Raw genomic sequence first — 16,773 nt, 5'->3', positions numbered from 1 at the left:
TGAATTAAGCTGCATATGATGGAAGGCCTTCAAACACAAAATCTTCGTCTCGTACTTCTTCAACGTTAATGGCTTTTACATATCCATTTCCTTTAACAGAGAAGAAATCATGTTGTTTCGTTTTTGTTTGTAGTCCGTTTTGAACGATTGGATTAACATACTCATCATCAAAGTATTGGTCATATCCTAAGTTCATCATTGCTTTATTTGCGTTATAGCGTAGGAACTTGTTTACTTCTTCGATCATGTCTTGTCCAAGTGGAGCATACACATCATTCGTATAATCTAATTCATTTGCGTATAACACTTCTAATAGCTGAATTGCTTCTTTATCTACTTCTTCTTTTTCTTTATCAGTCAGCTGATTCTCGTAGATTTCTTGAGCAAAGATACCACCTGTTACTCCGTGAATTGCCTCATCCCTTAAAATTAATGCGATGATTTCACCGGAAGCAGTTAGCTGTCCTTGTCCCGCTAAGAACAATGGATAGAAGAACCCACTATAGAATAAGAAACTTTCTAAGAATACTGATGCTACTATAGCCATATATAATTCTTTTGGATCCACATCAGGTTTTAATAACTTACGATAATGACCTGTTATGATATCAGCTTTCTTTTGAAGAAATGGATTCACTTCAACCCAGTCAAACACCGCATCTACTTCTTCATTTTCACAAAGAGTCATGAAAATATGAGAATACGATTTCGCATGGATATCCTCCATCATTGCCATGAAATTAATAATGGCTTTCTTTTGAGGGTCTTCCATATGTAATGAGACAAGTGGCATACCCTCTCCACCTTGCTTTGTATCTAATAGCGTTAGACCGCCAAGAACTTTCTTGTATACTTCCTTCTGTTCTTTCGGAAGCATGTCCCAAACGTTCTTGTCTTTTGATACAGGAATCTCATTCTCTAGCCAAAATTGTTGGCGCATTTGGTTATAGATGGACTCGATATACTCTGTATTGTATTTGGTCCAGTTAACAGCTTTATGTTTCTTTAAATCTACTGATGTAGTACTAATCACCACTATTACTCCTCTCTCTTATACTGCACAAGCAATACATTCTTCTACAGTTGAATTTGATGTACGTGTATAGTAAAGGCTCTTAAGCCCTTTCTTCTCTGCATAGATGTAGTAACGAGCAAGATCTCTTGTCGAAGTACCATTTGTAACATGCAGAATACATGAAATACCTTGGTCTACGTGAGGTTGGATTTCAGCGATTAAATCAATAACCTTCATTTGATCCATCTCATAAGCAGATTTATAAGAGAAGAATGTTTGTTTTGATAAGTAAGGCATTGGATAGTAAGTAGTTGCTTTATCAGTTGAGCGAGTTTCTACTTTATCAACGATAGGCATTACGCTTGGTGTAGCGTTCTGTACATATCCTGAGCTTTGATTCGGAGCAATTGCGAGTCTATAAGAGTGGTATAAACCATCACGTTGAACTTGCTTCATTAGGCGTTCCCAATCCTCAGTTGTTGGAATCGGAATACCTTCAAACAGTTTCTTAACCTTTTCAGATTGAGGTAAGAATTCAGTTGTTAAATACTTCTCAAAGTAAGTACCTTTTGCGTATTCAGATTTCTCGAACCCTTCAAAAGACACTCCTTTTTCTTTAGCAATCTCTGAAGATTTTTCGATAGAGTGATAGTTCAGCATTGCAAAGAATACACGAGCAAAGTCTTTTGCATCTTCTGATTCGTATGGAATGAAGTTCTTAGCAAGGAATCCGTGAAGGTTCATTGTTCCAAGACCTACTGAGTGTAATGTAGCATTCGCTTTCTTAACACCAGGAGCGTTTTCAATACAAGACTTATCTGTAACATCTGTTAACATTTCCATACCAGTATGCACAGCTTCTTTTACATCTTTGTTCTCCATTACGTTTACAATGTTTAGTGAACCTAATACACAAGAAATATCATTCTTAATCCAATCCGCGACATTGTAATCGTTAATTACACTTGTCTCCATGTACTGGAATATCTCAGTACAAAGATTAGACATTTTAACGTCGCCTAAATCTTTTAATGGATGTTGTTCATTTGCATTTGTTTTATTCATAAAATAAGGATAGCCAGATTCTAATTGAATCGTTGCAATCTTAACTAACATCTCACGAGCTGTAAGGTCTAACTTACGTTTACGAACCATAGGGTTTGCCACTAACTCTTCGTACATTTTATCTAAATCCATATCGTCTAGGTGGATTCCATAAGCTTTATAAACAGTAGCAGGTGCAAATAAATACATCTCTTTGTTTTGTTCAGCTAATTGGAAGAACTTTCTCGGTGTAACTAATCCAATAGATAAAGATTGAATACGTGTCTTCTCATCGGCATTTACTTTTTTTGAATCAAGGAACTCAATTAAGTCCCAATGGAAGATGTTTAAGTAAGCAGCTCCAGCACCCGGTCGTTGGCCAAGTTGATTAATGTAAGAGAATGAATCCTCCATTAACTTCATTACCGGTAATACACCACTAGCAGCGTTCTCAATACCTTTTATAGCTTCAGTACGACCACGTAACTTACTTAAGTTAATCGCAATTCCTCCACCAATTTTAGATAATTGTTTTGCTACTGATAAGTTGTAGTTAATGCTATTTAATGAGTCATCCATTTCTAATAGGAAGCAACTAACTAATTCCCCAGCACGAGCTTTACCAGAGTTTAAATATGTAGGTGTAGCAGGTTGGTAATTTTGCTTCATGATTTGGTTCACATAACGTAATGCTTTCTTTGTATTGCCTGATGCTAAATATAAAGCAACAATTGCAGCGCGATCTTCATAATCTTCTAAGTAGATTTTCTTATCGTCTGAACGTAATGAGTAGTCCTTATAAAACTTTGTAGCAGCCATGTAGGATTGAAATTCGAACTTATGAGAATAAGCCATTTCATAAACAAGCTGTACTTCTTCCTCCGTATATTCTCCGAACACATTGTAGTAATAATTGTGTTCAATTAGGTATTTGATTTTTTCTAATATCGAAGCAAACTTTAATTGCTTTGTTTTTACTTCGGCAAGAAATACCTCTAAAGCTTCTTTGTCTTTTGCAAGTTGATAGAATCCATCTTTTAAGATCCCAACTTCATTGTTTAATGCAACGTGAGACATAGTTCCTCTATCCTTTCTCTTGTTATTTGTATATCTTTTCTTGTTCCGCTTAATTCAAATTGATGAATCAGCGGTACGTGATATTGCTCTGAAATAATTCTTCCCGCAGCTGCAAAGTTGTCGCCCCAATTACGGTTACCACTACTTGCAACTCCTTGTAAGAATGAATTATTGGCTTGTAGAAATGACTGTGTAGTTTCTGGAACCTGACCAAATCCTGATGTATAAGTAATCAATATGAAAGGCTGTTCCATAACTAAGTCGGGTGTAATTTGTACAGCTGGAATACCGAGCTTCTTAATGAACCTCTTTACGTTTCCAGTCTTGCTGTCAAATACAATCATGTGCATCACACCTTCTTTGAAACTTTTTAAAATACAACCATTTGATTTCTAAAAGTCAATTCGAGATATGGCCTATTTTTTAGATTTTCATATGGGCATAGCCCAACATATAGATTTCTAAAAATCGAACATTCATTCTTGATTAAGGAAAAAATGAGATATAAAATAGAAGTGAGGTGAAAATAATGAGACTTGAACGCCAAAAGGATAGTGAGAAGCTAGAAAAACTACGTCCTTCGTTTCCTTACTATATTTCTGAATACATACAAGTGAGCTTAGATCAACTCACGCCTACAACAGTTCTCTCATATACAATAGATATCCAAGACTTTTTAGAATGGTTTTGGCATACTTTCGTACCGGAAAAACCGGGAATAAAAGAAATCTCCCTAGAAGACCTAGAGAGATTAATTGAGATTGATATATCGCATTACCGTTCTCATTTAAAGTATCGTGAGGATTCTCACAACAAAGGTAATAGATATTACAAAACAAAAAATAAGGACACCACAATCAGTAGAAAGATTAGTGCCCTTAGAAGTTTATTTGATTATTTAACTAAGAATACAGATCGTGAAACAGGCAGACCTTATCTAAGTAAGAATGTACTTGAGAATACAAAGGTATTCACTTCTAAAGTTTCAGTTAGAGCCAGGGCTCAAAAACTAAAGAATAACATTATAAGACTTGAGGAACTGGAAGAGTTTCAAGATTTTATCCTAGTCGGATATGGTAATGAACAAATCTCCAACATGGAGAAAGCGTACTGGAAACATAATCGATATAGAGATGCTGCAATCATCTCTCTACTATTAACCAGTGGCATTCGTGTTGGTGAATTATGTAGTATTAGACTGAAAGACATTATCTTAGAATCTCGCAAGTTAGTTATAGAAAGAAAACGAAGCAAAGAAGATGTTGTTTTCTTTTCTAAACAAACGTTAGAATATATAGTACAGTACCTTGAAGTTAGAGAGGATCATTATAAAGCAGACGATAAACCGACCTCTCCTTTATTTGTTACAAAATATGCAGGTAAGATTAATCCTATCAGTAAAAACACTGTTCAAAAAATGATAATGAAATATGCTAAAATCTATGGAAAGCCCGAACTAACAGCGCACATACTACGCCATAGTTTCGGGACGAATGTATTTAAAAAGACCAGAAACATTCGAGGAGTACAAGAAGCTCTTGGTCATTCATCAATGAATACGACTCAGATCTATACTCACATGTTCGAAGACGACGAACGTGAATTAATAGATGAAGTATTTGAGTAAAACAAAAAGGCCGGGGAATTTATCCTCAGCCTTTTTAATTTAAGCCCAACACTCTTATTTGTTCAAAACACAAGCTATATAAACCTGGGCGCAATACTTCCCCTTCAATTTTAAAGGTTCTATAATCAAATCCCCAGTCAATTGTTCCGTGACATTCTACTGTATATACCTGGCCAACCTTGAAATGCTTATAGTTTCCAATACACATAGAGCGTACTAAATAAGGTTTCTCCATTATACCCCCTAACTAACTGGACCATAATGATCTTTAAGTGCTTTATCAAGCAATCCTTTGCAACGTTCCAGTTCTACTTTCATCTGTTGTTTATATCTGTTGTATTCTTTCTTACCGTCATCAGTTAATTGATAGAGAATGATTTCTTGAAAATCTACTCCCTTTTCCCCTTTTATTCTTTTCTCCCGTTTTACATATCCATCCCTTGTCAATTCATGTAATATTTTATATAGTTCCGTATGAGTTGGATGATAGCCTAAAAACTTAAACTCTTCCCTCAAGTCATTAAGATACTGTGAACCATATCCTTTATTACGATCAATTATTTTATAGATATATAACTTTAAGTATGAACGCTGTTTTAATAAGAACCCTCTATTTTGATATTCCTCCACCTATAACACCCCTTCTAAATAAAAAACCACATTCTTATCTTTCAGTAGTTAAATTAATTATACATTCCATAGCAGATTTTGTAAGCTTATTTGCTACTGACTATGCATTTAAAATAACTATTGAACATTTAGAACATGGTTGGTGGAGAACATCTTATTCATTACCTTCTGCTTTCTCTCATTTTATGACTACAGATTTCACATCTATAATCACTAACATGACAAGGACATTTAGGTTTCTTTCTTTCCCCAATTTCAACGATCACAATGGGTAAAATGGAAATAACTATAATAATAAAAAGGGTCGTCATACTATCACCTCGCTTATTAAACAGCGACTAGCTTCTGCTCTCTTAATCGTTTTATGCGTTTCTCTATGCTGATCTTAGTTCTGTTCATGATTAGACCTATTTCTTTTTGAGTTTTCCCCTCAGTGTAAAACAGGTGCCACAATTGAGCATCTTGCTCTGGTGTCCAAGGTCTCGGTCTTTTCAACCATTTCTGATAATCTTCTTTTCTTCGCTCTTCTATCCATTCCGGTTCAGGTGTTAAAGCGTATTTAGGTACTTGATACCAATTGATTAGATCTTTGTTTTCTGTCGCCCACTTCCAAAACTTATCTATATCGATATAAGTAAAAAGACGTTTCACTCCGTCCTCTTTCTTTATACGAAAATCTCTTTGCACTGTAGGCATACCATGATTTTCAGCAAGTTTTTTCACCGTCTTGCTACATACACATAAACATTGTGCTAATTCATGTATCGTTATTAATCCACTTGCTAACTTTGTATTTCCGATACCTAATTTTTCTGCTTTAGATTTAACAGCCATAGGAGTTTTGCCTAACTTTTTGGCAATCCTATCATACGAATATACTCCAATACTGTTCTCTAAGAATTCAATATCCTTTTCTGTCCATCCGTTGCTATATTGATTAGCCATAAAGTAGACTCACCTTTCTCGTAGATTATTTCTCATGATGTATAGTAATTCTGAGATAACATAAGCTATTCAGAAAAAAATTCAAGAAGTAAATTTTAACATTAAAAAAGAGAGCCGAAGCCCTCTCCTTTTCTTAACTAGTTTTCAATAATTCATGAACACTTACTAGTCCGTTACCGAACATGTCATCAGTTCCCTTTTGCCCAAGATCAACTGAATGCTCACGAATTAATTGCATGATTTGATCAGGAGTTAACTTTTTACCGATGTCACGATAGCGAGCTAGAATAAGAGCAATTACTCCTGCAACCATTGGAGTAGCCATAGACGTACCAGATAGTTTCGCATAACGACCTACAGGGTATGTACTATAAATGTCTACACCTGGAGCAACTACATCTGTTTCACTACCGAAGTTAGAGAAGTTAGCTCTATCAATACTTTGATTGATGGCTCCAACCGCAATTACTTCATCGTATGATGCTGGCCATCCAACATGAGTATTCTCATTACCAGTAGCAGCAACAATAATAATACCTGCTTCATGAGCACGCTTAATTGCATTGTGCAGAACAGGACCAGGATCAACTGAAGAGCCTAGACTCATAGAAATGACATCTACTTGTTCAGAGATAGCCCAATCAATTCCTTTTACAATTGCTTCAATCGAACCAGAACCATCATCCCCTAATACTTTAGCGATGTACAATTCAGCTCTAGGAGCAACCCCAACAATACCAATTGAGTTATCGCAACCCGCAATGATACCTGCACAGTGCGTACCGTGTCCCTGTCTATCTATTATGTCAGTAAAGTTAGACGTAGTAAAGTTCATTCCTTTTTTGTAATTAGCAGCAAGATCCGGATGAGTAGCATCGATACCTGTATCTAATACAGCAACCTTAATACCCTCTCCTTTTGTTACTGACCACATTTCAGGAGCCTGAACAACATTGACACCCCAGTCAATTGTTTGAATAGGTGGCGTTGATTGAATCTCAATTACATCTGATTGGATTTTAAATTCCATTGGAAGACCCCCTATAATCATAATCGATACTAAAAGTAACCATTTGATTTAGAAGGCTCAATGAATAAGTGTATCGTCTCCCAACCACTTCACTACAAAATAAAAAGACGAGAACTAAGTCTCGCCTTTCCATTCTTATTTAAAGATAGCAAAAATAATTTCGAAGAATCCTTCAACGATAGCCCCTAGAAATTCAAAAAATGCGGACCATCTTTTTGTTCTGCGTCTAGACATTACACGAATAATCCTACCACTGTAGCAGTTAAGATTGAAGCCATAGTAGCTACGACTAACATCTTAAGACCAAACTTAGCAACAGTACCTGCTTTTTCTCCATTGATAGCTTGCATAGAGCCGCCGATAATACCAATTGAAGAGAAGTTAGCGAATGATACTAAGAACGTAGAAACGATTGCTACAGTCTTTTCAGATAGGTCAGCAATCATAGGTTTGAATTGAAGCATTGCTACGAATTCATTTGTTGCTAACTTAGTTCCCATAATAGAACCTGCAGTTACAATTTCACTTGATGGAACACCCATAACAAATGCGATAGGTGCAAATACATAACCAAGAATTGTAGTAAGATCCACTCCGAAGATACCAGCGAATGCAGCGTTGATTAATGCGATTAAAGCAATGTATGCAACTAACATAGCAGCTACGATTAAAGCAACCTTACCGCCATCAAGAGCACCTACTGAAATAGCTTCAAAGATTGATTTTGTTTGAGATACATCTTTGATATTAATCTCTTCATCTTCTTCTTTCTTAATCGGTGCAACGATTGTAGCAATGATTAGAGAAGATAAAGCATTTAAGATCATAGCAACTAAAACATATTTTGCTGGAATCATAGTCATGTATGCTCCCATGATAGCAGCTGATACAGAAGCCATTGCTGATGTACAAATGATGAATAATTTGTTGTCATTCATTTTATCTAGATGTGTTTTAACTGCTAATAATGATTCTGATTGACCGAAGAAAATCGAATTCACTGAGTTAAATGTGACAACTTTTGATAATCCAGTAACCTTAGCAAGCGCTCCACCAATACATTTAATTGCTAAAGGAAGCACTTTGATATGAGTTAAGATAGATAATAAAGTTGAAGTAAAGATAATGATCATAAGAACGTTGATGAAGAATACTGTTACGCCCTCTGGAACTAGTCCACCTACGACGAAGTTAACACCCTCAACTCCATATGATAATACTTTATTTACGCCGTTAGAAACAGCTTCTACCACTTTTAAACCCGCAGTAGTTTTGAACATAACTAGCGTTACAATTACTTGTAATACAAGTAAAACTAGAATTGCTCTGTAATTGATGTTCTTCTTGTCGTTTGACATTAAGAAGGCAACACCAAATGTAAGAATAATACCTAAAAGACCTACTAAAATACCTGTCATTGTAAAACTCCTTCTTGTTTGTTTTTTATTCGAAACAAAACATAAGCAGTTGACCTATTAAAAGTCAACTGCTTAAATGGACGTTTCATCTAGCCTTCATATAGCTATAACGTTTCACTTTTTTCAACTGCATGAGTTGTTCACAAGTAAGGTATTCATGTGGGAAAATCTCCCCACCTTGATTTGGAAATAAATCAATTCCTGCTGATCTTAAGATTTCATCTACTAATTCCGTGCAAACAAATTTGTTCTTTCTATCAAACTTGTCTATTAGTTTACTATTCGGGAACTTTGATTTTAGATATAAAGAAATTAGTCGAAGCCAATCATATCTAAAACCTTTTTTCTGATATGTAACCGCTGAAGAAATAATGGCATCTCGTTGTTCTTTCGTTAATTCATCCTTATTTCTTAACACTACACATTCTAAATCACTAGTAGAATACTTCTCTCTTACAATAGTGGACTTTGTATTCCAATCAATCTCTATGATATACCCTCCACCAACATATAAAGCTACATGAGTCCATTTAGAACCCGCCACCTTTTGGATCACCTTTGAAATGAAAGACTTTCCACTTACAACAATAATATCTCCAACAATCATATTGCTAACCACCTTTCCAGTTTAAATAAAAAAGAGGGGCCTCTAATTAGAGACCCCCAAGAAGAGAGAGAAGTAAGAAGGAGAAAATAACATAACAAACACATAAGAGGATACATATCGTATGATGAACGCTACATTATATATATAAGCTGTTGCTATATATCTCTCAACCTTCTAAGCTACGATCTCTCGACTGGATAACGATGGCATTACTATCATTAATTAGCTACTTGTAACAACTGTTCTTTCCAAGAGTTTGTAGTAATACCTACTGAAGAAACACCAATAGCTTCTTCAATTTTCATTAAGCTGATTTCTGAACCAAATTCAAAACCAGCTGATTTTGGATGACCACCGCCACCAGGAGCGATTGCTTCAGCGATATCTCCAAGATGGATATTGTCATGAATTGTACGCAAGCTAGCCTTACCGATATTTAAATCAAGAATAGCAATAAATAAAAGATGAGGATTTTCTTGGCTTAAAACATTTCCTAGTGTTGAATGATATTGGTCACCGAATACTACGCCAACCTCCATGTTTTCACCATTAATGTTCCATGTACGAACAGCCATTGTTTTAGAACGAGATTCAATATACTTCGCCTCTTTTTTGTTTTCAACATCAACAAAGAGTTTCTCCGTTTCGTTAAATGTGTATTTAACAGCCTCTGGATCATTCATATGTTCAACAATTTTTGCAAACTGCATATGCATAAATTTACTTGGACCAAATGTATAAAGAAGAGAATTTAATTCTTTTGCTTCTACATTGCCATTAGTATTCCAATCCCATGTATCATAAGCACGAACTTGTTCAATAAAACTTGCGAAATATGGTGATTCCGCAACCTCAGTGCTGAATAGTTCATTCTCTTTTAAATAGATATAAAGCAATTCAGTAGCACAAGTTTTTCGTCCATTAAGTTCACTCTCGATAAAAGCCCATTCAGGATACTTTTTGCTAATCCAGTTAGCTTTCTCATGGTGATCAAGAAGAACCACAGCAAGACCGCGTTCAAATAAACCGTTTAATCGATCTACTAGTTCTTCTGACTTTGGTGTAATATCTGTAATTAAGATTGCATGCCCATCTAGAGCTTTAGCTTCCTCAAAGAAAGTAACCAGGTCTTCTAGCTTTTTCTCGAAGTTAGAATACCCGCAATGGATAAATTCAGCTGTGTTTAGCTTAGAGACCTTTGATACGACTTGTGGAGCGTATCCATCCTTATCATTATGTGACAAATGATGAACTACTTTATCTGTTAATGATGGTAAGTTAGTAAAGATAGTCATACCTGTTCCTCCCGATTACTTACGCTTCTGCGCGTTTATTTTTCTTAATAGCATGTACAACAAATGTCATACCGAAAGTAATGATTAATACTCCGAAGAACATCCAGTGTGGAATATGGATTTCTTGCATTTGATAAGCACTGTCAGTGAATGAAACAACAAAGTTAACCATGTAATGAACCGTACCTAATAACATCTTTAGACCGATAATTGCAATAAGAACGAATGCTGTGTGTTCCATTTCTGGTACACGGTTGATTAGCTTAATGAATACTCCTGCAACTGAACGCATCATGATAATTCCAAGAACTCCACCTAAAGCTAATACCCAGAACTTGTCGCTTAATGCTAATGCTGCTGTAATGCTGTCAATTGAGAATGCTAAGTCCATAAATTCGATTGATACAACGATTGCCCAAAACTGTGATAAACGAACACCAAACTTACCTAAGATCTTGTGGAAAATTGTATTTTCATATTTATCTACGTTCATTTCTTCTTCGCCTTGAGACTTGAAGTGGCTAATAGCTAAGTGTAATAAGTACGCTGCACCTAAAACTTTAATAATCCAGAACTTAAGAATAATTGTTCCTAGTAAAATAAAGATGGCACGAAATGCAACTGCCCCAACCATACCGTAATACAATGCTTTCTTCTGCTTTACAGGGTCTTTAATTTTGCTTGCCATCATAGACAATACAAGTGCGTTATCTGCACTCAATAAACCTTCCATAAGTACCAAAATAAAAACGATATATAAATTTTCCAATTTAATTTCCTCTTCCCATGTTGTTTTGTGTGAAATAGATTAACGACGGTTCATGATTGCACGTTTGATATCGTCACCTGCGTAATCCCAAATGAAACATCCTGCAACTGCACCTAATAAGAAAACGAATAAACTCATTTTTTCTTTCCTCCAAACAATAGAATTGTGATTATAAATCCAAAAATGCCAAATAAAATATGCTGCCCAAAGGACAACATTGCTGCTCCGACACTAGTATAAGGGCGGAACAATAGCTCCACCCATACTAGTACTTTGCAAACAAAGAACATGACAACTTCTACTACTAATAGTAGAATCATAAATTTAAAGTTATCTGCGACCTTCTTTGCTTTTTCTCTCATTCAATTAACCTACTTGTAATCCGTACTCAACGATAAATGCTTCAACGCCTTTGTTGTAGCCTTTACCTTCAGCACCAAATCTCCAGTCGCCATCTTTTAAGTAAAGCTTGAACAGAAGGATTGCTGTTTCAGTTGAGTAGTTTTCTTCTAAATCGTACTCGTACATTGGCTCGTTTGTTTCGTCATTAACAAGAACTACTTTTGCATTACGAACATCACCGAAGCGTACACCATCGTTTGTGCTAGCAATGAAGTGCATCTCAGTGATATGAGCTGGAAGACGAGTGAAGTCAACAGAGATAACTTCATCAGCACCGTCTTTGCTTCCTGACATTTCATCACCACTGTGAACAATTGCTCCACTTGGATGAATAGCTAAGTTGTTTCCGTTATCGTCATAACCGAAAGCAACAATGAAGTCACGATCTTCACGACATTTACCATTAGATTGAAGAGCTACTGCAAAGATATCTAAATCGTGTTTACCACCTGTATCGAATCGGTTTTCATCCCAAGAGATCTCAGCACGAAGTTTCTTCAGTCCTGGTTGTTCCTTACGTAAATTGATTCGTTGTCCGCCTACTACTTTTTGTAAATTAACTGCCATGATTAATTTCCTCCTGTTGTATGTTAGTTTTTTGTTTGAGTTTGTTTTGATTAACCAATAATTGCTCTTTCAATTACATCAATAGAACCAGATTGAACACCTTGTCCTAAAGCTTTGAACTTCCAATCACCACTATGCTTGTAAAGCTTACCAAGAACTACTCCACGCATCCCCTTGAATTCATCCAATTCGTAGCGTACTAACTCATCGTTGTTTTCAGAATTCAATAGACGTACATATGAACCGCGTAATCGTCGGTCATTAAAGTCATTTGCTCCTGAGAAGATGTTCGCAATAACATAAATCTCTTTAACAGCCGGATTCAGTTTTTGAAGATCTACATAGATTTCCTCATTATCTACTTCACCGAACTGATTGTTACCGCTGCGGTCATCACCTGCATGATAAACACCTTGAGCATTGCGTTTAGCATAGTAAACACGGTCTACCTTACGACCTTTTTCATCTAATAGGATAACTGCAGAGTCAACATCAATCGCTCCAGCAGACATATATGAATCACTAGAAGATGAACGGCGACCACCACCGAAGATTGCAGATAAAAGACTTACTTTTTCCTTTTTCTCTTCCTTCTTCTCAACTAATGCTCCCCATCGCAACCCTAGAGTTACCTTTTTTAAACCTGCATTTTCTTTTGCTAGTACGACTGTTTGACCAGCCTTAATAAGATTGATAGCCATATATAATTCCTCCCATTAAATGATGGTAGTTTTCCACACATCCTGAATTTCCTTAATACGTTCCTTCACATAATTGAATTTAACCCTAGTTTCAAAGCTTTCTAAAATCTTGAGGCGTGGGTATTCAATTCCGTAATCAGAAATGAAGATAATCAATAGTTGCAAGATTTCTCCTGCTTCTTCTGGTTTGTCATCTTGTAAACATTTCCTATATTCACTTGATAGTTCTAACATTAGATTTTCTGATGCACTTAGCATCTTAGAATCCGTATTGTTATGTAGCCATTTGATTTGCAATGGAATCACCTACCTATTTCTTTTTAGAGAACTTCTTTCGGTAATCTATTACATAAAAAGGTGTGAAAATAGTCGCTAGGACTATAAAGAAAATATCTATCCATAAATGTGTACGAGGTCCTGCAATTACACGATAAGTAGAATCAGCAAATATAAATAACCAACCCACGATAATAAAAATGTTTAAAGCCTTATGAAACTTTGTACCCTTTAAAAACTTCATGCAGACCTTCCTTTCTTTAACTCTCTGTATCTCTTTCGATAATCATCAAGTTCTTTTCGAGTAGAACTTAACTGTCTTCTCAGTGAAGATACGATTGCAGGACTTGCGCTTTGGAAAAGCTTGTCCGACTCTCTTGATAATGATCGAATCAATGAATCTTTTAATACTTTCTCTTCCACTAATAGCTTTTGCTTTTTGGCTTTCTTAACGCACATCCCGTTAACATAAACACCTACATGAGATGGTATTTCATCTTTAACCTTCTCGAATAATTCTTTAGGCATTACAAAGTAATTGAAATGTCCGCAAAAAGTTTTCTTTGCCTTGCTTCTAAAATCAGCAAGTGAAACTTTGATTTCATAACAGCGCCAAATACCCTTAGTGTCATAAGTAATATAATCGACTCGTTCATTGCCATTAAATCCGATAGTGACTTCGAAACAACCAAAGACACCCATCTTTTTTGTAGCAAAGTATATCTGTCTTTCTAATTGAGTTGTTAATGCTGTTTTAGCTATTCAAATCAACCCCTAATGTATTCACACGAACAATAAACAATCTGCTATTTCAAGTAGGATAATTCATGTCTAAGCAGCTTTGCAGTTGTTTAAATTGTTAGCATAGATTTTGCTTTGATTTATTTCTCTTGCTCTTTCCTCATGAATCTTCCTAAGTCTTTCCTTGTCCTCTTCTAGTGCGGCTTCTGCTTTTTCTGTCATATCATCACTTAGAGCTTTGAACTGAAGAAAACCTGCTTGCATATGTAAATCAAGGTGTTTAAACATTTCACCGAATTCTGTTTCCCAAGATACACGTTTACTTACAGTATCTTCAATTGTGATTTTACCGCCCTGTTTATATACGAAGATTTCACACATAGGAGACTTATTATCATTTAAGAAAGCTTTACCAAGAAACACTATGTCACTATGGTAAGATAGTACTGTTTTGATTTCAGAATAAGAAAATTCCCTTGTCTTACTCTTTCGTTTTCTTGTTGTACGTTGTGTATTTAAATTCATTAAATCTATTTTCAAACTATCACGCTGAGATTTTACGCTTACTAAACTTTGATTCAGTTTAGCAATCTCTTTATCTTTTTCTTTTAATTGATTTTTGTATTTGTCAGCAACTTGCTTTAATGCGTCTATTTCGCCTTTTGGATCATATTCCATTTGCTCAAGACTTTCCCAACAAAAATTACTCTCATCAATTTCAATCGACATGATAGATGAATACTTCTTGCTTGAGTTGTATACTGGCTTCCATTTGTTAATGAAGTACAGTTCTAATACACTCATATCTGACTCACTATCTAATTCAATACACTCTACTAGGGCTACTTGTTCATAACATTCCTCCGGTAAATGACCGTTCTTTCCGAAATGTTGTCGCATCCTATTTTTTATGTTGTTGGTTTTGCCGACGTATATGATCTGGTTCTCAACGTCAAGAAACCTATAAACGTAAAAATCCATCAGTAAAACCTCTTTCTATATTGCTAATAAATAAAGACCGAACCCCAGTCAGGAATTCAGTCTTTAAAATAGAACCATTTGTTTTCAATTTGTCAATAGGTCAAAATTTATGCTGCTTGAAGTCGCGCACGAATTTCACTTAATGATTCATCACGCATAAGCTTTCCATTAACAAATACATCTTGTAATAAATCTACATCTTTAAGCGCATTTGCTTGTTCTTTATTTAAACCATCAATGCCAATGATGCCAAAGTCATCATCTTCTGTTACTACTACACGACCACGTTGAGATCTCTTAGTCCCATCATCTGTTTTTGGATCCTTGAATAATAAACGCTCTTGTCCATTTACTACAGCATACGTAGCCTTCATAGCAAAGCCTAGAGAATCGCGAGTCTGGTATTGGAAAGTATAAGATCCTACACCGAATACAACGTTTGTTGAAGCGAAGCCTTTTTCTTCTAACTTCTCAACAATAGCTTTCGCACGCTCAAGAGTAATAGAATCACCATAGATTGCACCAATATGAGTATCTAATAGCTTATACCCTTTATCAGTAATTGTTCCACCAAAGATATCCCATAGAGCTTCAATTAAGCCTTTGCGTTCAAGCTCTGTTTCTCCTTCTGGGTTACCAGTAAGAATAAGAACAGGATCTCCACTGTCAGGACGAATAACCATACGGCCATCACGTCCCATGATCTCCTTCTTAAGACGAGGAAGAATTTCTCCTACTACTGCCCAGAAATCATACGTGTCAGAAACTACACTGAAGAATCCTTTAGGGTATACCTCAGTTACAAGACGCTTGTATATTGCGAACTCATCACGGTTATCTGCATCTGTGTTTGCTGACATAACCGAATGTTCAGTGGCAGGTATTGACGTTCCTACTAATTCTTTTTCAATGTCCGCATTGTAGTAATGTTCAAGGTAAGCAATAGCTGGAACCGTATCTGTTCCTACGAATGATAATAAGTGTCCTGCTCCACTTGCCATAGCAGACTCTAAGCTGCTCATTCCGCGCATAGAGAAATCGTGAGCTTGAAACGGTACATCGTTAGCATGACCTACTGTTTTCATAGCCATATCAATTAATAACTTTCGGTACTGATAAGAAACAGTTGCACTTGTCATTGGTAACCAAATTTCATTCGACATGATTGTTTCAAGATAGTTAGTAATCCAGAAAGTAGATACAAGATCTGGTCGTGTGTTCTCAACAGATAAAACTGGCACCTTGATTGGCGCTAGAGTTCCTTCTGGCAATGCTTTTACTTGTAATGGCATGTAACCTAACTTGTGAAGCTCAATGATATGTGAAGCATTTGGCTCTTCAATAAATAAAGTGTGTTTCATGTAGCGAACATATTCTGCTACTACATCTTCAAGTGGTCGGTTAAAGAAATTCTCATTGAAGTAATCGATTAGATATTTCTTAACAAAAGATTGAATACCAAATACTACTACTTCATTTGCATATGGCATGTAGCGATTGCTACGTGGAGTAAACGTAGAATAGATTACTTCCGTACCTTCTGGGTATTGATCGATATGAGATGTTTTATAATAGTCACAAAGTAACATTGGTGGGCAAACCGGTTTCGCTTTAAATGATGTTAAATGTTTATCGTAAGTCATAATAA

General features: G+C 35.8%; 20 protein-coding genes. 1 reads left to right on the top strand and 19 read right to left on the bottom strand.

What is annotated here, in order from left to right; genetic code table 11:
* Window positions 1-4: 4 nt before the first annotated feature.
* Genes nrdF through nrdI form a run of 3 tightly spaced genes read right to left on the bottom strand, consistent with a single transcriptional unit; the run spans window position 5 to window position 3,480 of the window.
* Window positions 5-1,033 carry a class 1b ribonucleoside-diphosphate reductase subunit beta gene (gene nrdF, locus F3I02_RS00800; protein ID WP_196477360.1) on the bottom strand — a complete coding sequence of 343 codons (1,029 nt, stop codon included), beginning with the start codon at window positions 1,031-1,033 and terminating at the stop codon, window positions 5-7.
* A gap of 18 nt (window positions 1,034-1,051) precedes the next feature.
* The gene (gene nrdE / locus F3I02_RS00795; protein WP_196477359.1) at window positions 1,052-3,136 is read right to left on the bottom strand and encodes a class 1b ribonucleoside-diphosphate reductase subunit alpha; all 2,085 of its coding nucleotides are present in this window, start codon (window positions 3,134-3,136) and stop codon (window positions 1,052-1,054) included.
* A complete protein-coding gene (nrdI, locus tag F3I02_RS00790; RefSeq protein ID WP_196477358.1) occupies window positions 3,118-3,480 on the bottom strand; it encodes a class Ib ribonucleoside-diphosphate reductase assembly flavoprotein NrdI in 363 nt (120 codons plus the stop codon). The genes nrdE and nrdI overlap by 19 nt, the downstream gene beginning before the upstream one ends.
* 185 nt (window positions 3,481-3,665) lie before the next feature.
* Here nrdI and xerS point away from each other — a divergent pair, with 185 nt between their 5' ends.
* A complete protein-coding gene (gene xerS / locus F3I02_RS00785) occupies window positions 3,666-4,763 on the top strand; it encodes a tyrosine recombinase XerS (RefSeq protein WP_196477357.1) in 1,098 nt (365 codons plus the stop codon).
* A gap of 34 nt (window positions 4,764-4,797) precedes the next feature.
* On the opposite strand, the gene F3I02_RS00780 is transcribed toward xerS, so the two are convergent.
* The 16 genes from F3I02_RS00780 to F3I02_RS00705 form a co-directional block, all read right to left on the bottom strand.
* Window positions 4,798-4,998 carry a hypothetical protein gene (locus tag F3I02_RS00780; protein WP_139888757.1) on the bottom strand — a complete coding sequence of 67 codons (201 nt, stop codon included), beginning with the start codon at window positions 4,996-4,998 and terminating at the stop codon, window positions 4,798-4,800.
* Between the two features lie 8 nt (window positions 4,999-5,006).
* Complete coding sequence (locus F3I02_RS00775) at window positions 5,007-5,393, bottom strand: helix-turn-helix transcriptional regulator (protein ID WP_196477356.1); 387 nt, start codon at window positions 5,391-5,393, stop codon at window positions 5,007-5,009.
* 327 nt (window positions 5,394-5,720) lie between these two features.
* Window positions 5,721-6,338: a sigma-70 family RNA polymerase sigma factor gene (locus F3I02_RS00770; RefSeq protein ID WP_196477355.1), complete on the bottom strand. Its 618-nt coding sequence runs from the start codon at window positions 6,336-6,338 to the stop codon at window positions 5,721-5,723.
* 133 nt (window positions 6,339-6,471) lie between these two features.
* Complete coding sequence (locus F3I02_RS00765) at window positions 6,472-7,368, bottom strand: S8 family peptidase (RefSeq protein WP_196477354.1); 897 nt, start codon at window positions 7,366-7,368, stop codon at window positions 6,472-6,474.
* A gap of 233 nt (window positions 7,369-7,601) precedes the next feature.
* On the bottom strand, window positions 7,602-8,786 hold the full coding sequence (locus tag F3I02_RS00760) for a NupC/NupG family nucleoside CNT transporter (protein ID WP_196477353.1): 1,185 nt from the start codon (window positions 8,784-8,786) through the stop codon (window positions 7,602-7,604).
* 85 nt (window positions 8,787-8,871) lie between these two features.
* Window positions 8,872-9,393, bottom strand: a complete 522-nt coding sequence (locus F3I02_RS00755; protein ID WP_196477352.1) for a hypothetical protein — start codon at window positions 9,391-9,393, stop codon at window positions 8,872-8,874.
* A 218-nt stretch (window positions 9,394-9,611) separates the two neighbouring features.
* Window positions 9,612-10,688, bottom strand: a complete 1,077-nt coding sequence (locus tag F3I02_RS00750; RefSeq protein WP_230876740.1) for a phosphoesterase — start codon at window positions 10,686-10,688, stop codon at window positions 9,612-9,614.
* A 19-nt stretch (window positions 10,689-10,707) separates the two neighbouring features.
* Window positions 10,708-11,457, bottom strand: coding sequence for a TerC family protein (locus F3I02_RS00745; RefSeq protein ID WP_196477351.1), 750 nt, complete (start codon window positions 11,455-11,457; stop codon window positions 10,708-10,710).
* A 134-nt stretch (window positions 11,458-11,591) separates the two neighbouring features.
* The gene (locus F3I02_RS00740) at window positions 11,592-11,819 is read right to left on the bottom strand and encodes a hypothetical protein (RefSeq protein WP_196477350.1); all 228 of its coding nucleotides are present in this window, start codon (window positions 11,817-11,819) and stop codon (window positions 11,592-11,594) included.
* Window positions 11,820-11,823: 4 nt separating this feature from the next.
* Complete coding sequence (locus F3I02_RS00735) at window positions 11,824-12,426, bottom strand: TerD family protein (protein WP_085782675.1); 603 nt, start codon at window positions 12,424-12,426, stop codon at window positions 11,824-11,826.
* A gap of 50 nt (window positions 12,427-12,476) precedes the next feature.
* The gene (locus tag F3I02_RS00730; RefSeq protein ID WP_196477349.1) at window positions 12,477-13,127 is read right to left on the bottom strand and encodes a TerD family protein; all 651 of its coding nucleotides are present in this window, start codon (window positions 13,125-13,127) and stop codon (window positions 12,477-12,479) included.
* A 15-nt stretch (window positions 13,128-13,142) separates the two neighbouring features.
* Window positions 13,143-13,424, bottom strand: a complete 282-nt coding sequence (locus tag F3I02_RS00725) for a hypothetical protein (protein WP_196477348.1) — start codon at window positions 13,422-13,424, stop codon at window positions 13,143-13,145.
* Between the two features lie 13 nt (window positions 13,425-13,437).
* Window positions 13,438-13,647: a hypothetical protein gene (locus F3I02_RS00720; RefSeq protein ID WP_098265155.1), complete on the bottom strand. Its 210-nt coding sequence runs from the start codon at window positions 13,645-13,647 to the stop codon at window positions 13,438-13,440.
* A complete protein-coding gene (locus F3I02_RS00715; protein ID WP_196477347.1) occupies window positions 13,644-14,105 on the bottom strand; it encodes a hypothetical protein in 462 nt (153 codons plus the stop codon). Before F3I02_RS00715 ends, F3I02_RS00720 begins: the two co-directional genes overlap by 4 nt.
* A gap of 129 nt (window positions 14,106-14,234) precedes the next feature.
* Complete coding sequence (locus F3I02_RS00710; protein ID WP_196477346.1) at window positions 14,235-15,125, bottom strand: nucleotide excision repair endonuclease; 891 nt, start codon at window positions 15,123-15,125, stop codon at window positions 14,235-14,237.
* A 107-nt stretch (window positions 15,126-15,232) separates the two neighbouring features.
* Entirely contained in the window at window positions 15,233-16,768 is a 1,536-nt protein-coding gene (locus F3I02_RS00705; RefSeq protein WP_196477345.1) for a nicotinate phosphoribosyltransferase, read from the bottom strand.
* Between the last annotated feature and the right edge of the window lie 5 nt (window positions 16,769-16,773).

It is taken from the genome of Bacillus sp. SRB3LM, from assembly GCF_015712745.1.
Taxonomy (GTDB): domain Bacteria; phylum Bacillota; class Bacilli; order Bacillales; family Bacillaceae_G; genus Bacillus_A; species Bacillus_A thuringiensis_K.
This window is presented reverse-complemented; position numbering and strand designations above follow the sequence as displayed.

What these genes read in the sequence shown, in the direction of transcription:
- nrdE (WP_196477359.1), bottom strand. Translation starts at nt 3,136, where the DNA reads ATGTCTCACGTTGCATTAAACAATGAAGTTGGGATCTTAAAAGATGGA.
- nrdI (WP_196477358.1), bottom strand. Translation starts at nt 3,480, where the DNA reads ATGATTGTATTTGACAGCAAGACTGGAAACGTAAAGAGGTTCATTAAG.
- xerS (WP_196477357.1), top strand. Translation starts at nt 3,666, where the DNA reads ATGAGACTTGAACGCCAAAAGGATAGTGAGAAGCTAGAAAAACTACGT.
- F3I02_RS00780 (WP_139888757.1), bottom strand. Translation starts at nt 4,998, where the DNA reads ATGGAGAAACCTTATTTAGTACGCTCTATGTGTATTGGAAACTATAAG.
- F3I02_RS00770 (WP_196477355.1), bottom strand. Translation starts at nt 6,338, where the DNA reads ATGGCTAATCAATATAGCAACGGATGGACAGAAAAGGATATTGAATTC.
- F3I02_RS00765 (WP_196477354.1), bottom strand. Translation starts at nt 7,368, where the DNA reads ATGGAATTTAAAATCCAATCAGATGTAATTGAGATTCAATCAACGCCA.
- F3I02_RS00760 (WP_196477353.1), bottom strand. Translation starts at nt 8,786, where the DNA reads ATGACAGGTATTTTAGTAGGTCTTTTAGGTATTATTCTTACATTTGGT.
- F3I02_RS00755 (WP_196477352.1), bottom strand. Translation starts at nt 9,393, where the DNA reads ATGATTGTTGGAGATATTATTGTTGTAAGTGGAAAGTCTTTCATTTCA.
- F3I02_RS00750 (WP_230876740.1), bottom strand. Translation starts at nt 10,688, where the DNA reads ATGACTATCTTTACTAACTTACCATCATTAACAGATAAAGTAGTTCAT.
- F3I02_RS00740 (WP_196477350.1), bottom strand. Translation starts at nt 11,819, where the DNA reads ATGAGAGAAAAAGCAAAGAAGGTCGCAGATAACTTTAAATTTATGATT.
- F3I02_RS00735 (WP_085782675.1), bottom strand. Translation starts at nt 12,426, where the DNA reads ATGGCAGTTAATTTACAAAAAGTAGTAGGCGGACAACGAATCAATTTA.
- F3I02_RS00730 (WP_196477349.1), bottom strand. Translation starts at nt 13,127, where the DNA reads ATGGCTATCAATCTTATTAAGGCTGGTCAAACAGTCGTACTAGCAAAA.
- F3I02_RS00720 (WP_098265155.1), bottom strand. Translation starts at nt 13,647, where the DNA reads ATGAAGTTTTTAAAGGGTACAAAGTTTCATAAGGCTTTAAACATTTTT.
- F3I02_RS00715 (WP_196477347.1), bottom strand. Translation starts at nt 14,105, where the DNA reads ATGGGTGTCTTTGGTTGTTTCGAAGTCACTATCGGATTTAATGGCAAT.
- F3I02_RS00710 (WP_196477346.1), bottom strand. Translation starts at nt 15,125, where the DNA reads ATGGATTTTTACGTTTATAGGTTTCTTGACGTTGAGAACCAGATCATA.
- F3I02_RS00705 (WP_196477345.1), bottom strand. Translation starts at nt 16,768, where the DNA reads ATGACTTACGATAAACATTTAACATCATTTAAAGCGAAACCGGTTTGC.